Consider the following 2,742-nt stretch of genomic DNA (forward strand, 5'->3'; position numbering starts at 1 on the left):
CCCAGCCAAATATCCGTTCAGGTTCAAGCAATAATGCTTATCCGAACGGCATTAACTCTTCGGAGTGGGCTTTTTTATGTCTGTCATCTGGTGTCGGTAAATGGTGAAAATCTGGTAATGGCTAAATGATGAAAATTTGGAATAGGTTACAATCTTGTGTTTCGTTGTTGATTGTTTGCTCACGGTGGTAAGTTGTCGCTACACGAGAATTTAAGGCGTTGGGTATATGGAAATCACTCTAGAAATATTGGCTATCTTGTTTGTTGTTGCAACGGCGGCAGGCTTTATTGATGCAATGGCTGGCGGCGGTGGATTGTTGACTCTACCTGCATTGCTAGCGGCCGGAGTGCCACCAACGCAAGCACTGGCAACCAACAAACTTCAAAGCTCATTTGGCAGCTTCTCTGCCAGTTGGTATTTCGTTCGCAACGGTATCGTTAGTATTAAAGAGATGCGCCTCGCGATCTTTTGTACTTTTATTGGCTCTGCAATTGGCGCCGAGTTAGTCCAGCACATTGATGCGAGTTTACTGACTAGCGTGATACCGCTGCTGCTTATCGCTATCTCTCTTTATTTCCTGTTAGCACCCCAAACTAGAGCGTCTGAAGGAAAGCAGAAGATCTCTGAGGCGATGTTTGCTTTGTGTATTGGTGGCGGTGTTGGCTTCTACGATGGCTTTTTTGGCCCAGGAACAGGTTCTATTTTCACCGTTTGTTTTGTCGCTATCGGCCATTTCTCTTTAGTGGATGCAACGGCACGTACTAAGGTTCTTAACTTCACATCGAATATAGCCGCATTGATCTTCTTTATTTTGGCTGGCTTGCCAATTTGGGAGTTGGGATTAGTGATGGCAGTTGGTGGCTTTATGGGCGCTCAACTTGGCGCTAAAGTAGTGGTGACAAAAGGGCAGAAATGGATTCGCCCTCTTGTGATCGTGATGTCGATGTTAATGGCGTCTAAACTGCTTTGGGAACAGCATCAACAATGGATTCTATCAGTATTTTAACCCGTGGAGACTGATAGCTATTTGGCCTTACACAGATATGAATCGGTCTAATCAATCCTTGCAATTCGGGAAAGCTAAACAGGTATTGAGGCTCAATATTGAGTGTCTTTACGATAGAGAGCGGGATCAAAGCCGGCCCCGTTCCTCCCAACGCTAGCTGGGCTGCTGCGGTGTAGGCATCCATCTCCATCAAGGGTTTGATGCCGAACTTTTCAAGCACAGATAACTGGTACGAGTTTGCTGGATTGGTCATATCGTTAGTGATGACCATTGGAGGAAGCTCCGTTAACGGCGACTTACTTACTATGTAAAACGGCTCATCAAACAGGTGGAATGTCATCAACCCATGATGCGGCGGCAATAAGCCAGCACACAACCCCAAAGTCGCCTTGCCCGATTGCACTCGCTCTATGATTCTCGGTGTGTGGTTGGTGGTAATGGTGATGTACTTATCTTGCTGGATAAATTGGCCCATCATTTCACCTAAATAACCGGCTATCAGAGACTTAGAGCTATCTAAAGTAATGAGAGTGGTATCTTCCAACTCTTGCTGTTCATAAATAAGCCCTCTAAGTTCATTGAATGCGGGGCCAATACTCTCGATGAGTGCGATCGCATCCGGCGTCAGTTTTATCTGTCTGCCACTCGGTTCTATGAGTTTCTTACCTAACTTCTTTTCTAAATTAGCAATCCGTTTGCTGACCGCTGATTGGCTGATATAAAGCAAACTGCCGGTGCGGCTCATGGTCTTTGCTTTGCTCAACACCAATAGAGTTTCGATTCCTTCGAGTAACATTGAGTGATATTCATGAAAGTTGGGAATGATTGAACCAAGTTACCTTAAACGCCATTCATTCTCTAGTCTGAGCTCATAGATATTAAATAAGCTAGGTTCTTTTAACTAGGCTCGCGATGCGTTGCCCAAAATAGAAAGCGGTTTTAAGATCATTACTATGGATGTGATTATTGGTGCTCTCAGCCGTCTGATCATCACTGGCGACCAAACCAATACTAGAACCGGTGCGATTCAAACCTAAGTCATCGATATGCTTTGAGATATCAAGCCCTGCCCAAACCATGCCATGCTGACAAGCCAGAGTGAAAAAACTTAACAAGGTTTGTTGTTGCTCACCGTTCAGGCTACCACCAGTAGTGAAACCTGCAGCGAGCTTATTTCGCCATGCTTTTTTACAGTAGGTATCACTGCTCGCATCCATAAAGCTTTTAAACTGTGCGGCTGGTGACCCCATGTAAGTTGGAGCACCAAAGATAATCGCATCACAGCTGTCTAATGCGTTGAGCTTGTCGTCATTGTCATACCTTCCTTCGACTATTTCAGACGAGAGGACTTCAATGAGCAGTGCTGAGTCAGGTTGTTGAGTGTTAATACCTTCAGCGATTGTCTCAGCGACTTGCTTGGTCGCTCCATTCTTAGAGAAGAAAACAATGCCTACTTTATTGATACTCATCTTGAACTCCCTTTTACCAATGTTAGTAAATAAATTAGTTTATAAAGTTATTTGTTTATTAATATAGCCTGTGAATTGGATAAGTAAACAAAAAAGATTACTAACATAGTAATGAATGAGCTAACTAGAGTGTTAGGAAAGGAGGGGATCTTTGAATAATAGAAATAGAGGGGATAAGTGATTTGAAAGCGAATTAAAAAAGGCTCCTTTGCGGAGTAATGCCGTTCACTTAAGAGTGAACGGCATTTTTGTTCTTAGCATACCGTT

Annotated in this window: 3 protein-coding genes; 1 reads left to right on the forward strand and 2 read right to left on the reverse strand. The window is 43.8% G+C overall.

The window, feature by feature from the left end:
- Positions 1–226: 226 nt before the first annotated feature.
- The gene (locus ACED53_RS23205) at positions 227–1,006 is read left to right on the forward strand and encodes a TSUP family transporter (RefSeq protein WP_012603222.1); all 780 of its coding nucleotides are present in this window, start codon (positions 227–229) and stop codon (positions 1,004–1,006) included.
- On the opposite strand, the gene ACED53_RS23210 is transcribed toward ACED53_RS23205, so the two are convergent.
- Both ACED53_RS23210 and ACED53_RS23215 read right to left on the reverse strand, forming a co-directional pair.
- The gene (locus ACED53_RS23210) at positions 957–1,802 is read right to left on the reverse strand and encodes a LysR family transcriptional regulator (RefSeq protein ID WP_017084776.1); all 846 of its coding nucleotides are present in this window, start codon (positions 1,800–1,802) and stop codon (positions 957–959) included. The genes ACED53_RS23205 and ACED53_RS23210 overlap by 50 nt on opposite strands.
- 91 nt (positions 1,803–1,893) lie before the next feature.
- On the reverse strand, positions 1,894–2,475 hold the full coding sequence (locus tag ACED53_RS23215; protein WP_017100275.1) for a flavodoxin family protein: 582 nt from the start codon (positions 2,473–2,475) through the stop codon (positions 1,894–1,896).
- Positions 2,476–2,742: the final 267 nt, after the last annotated feature.

Origin of the sequence: Vibrio sp. 1F169 (assembly GCF_041439605.1) — a bacterium.
GTDB lineage: Bacteria > Pseudomonadota > Gammaproteobacteria > Enterobacterales > Vibrionaceae > Vibrio > Vibrio tasmaniensis_A.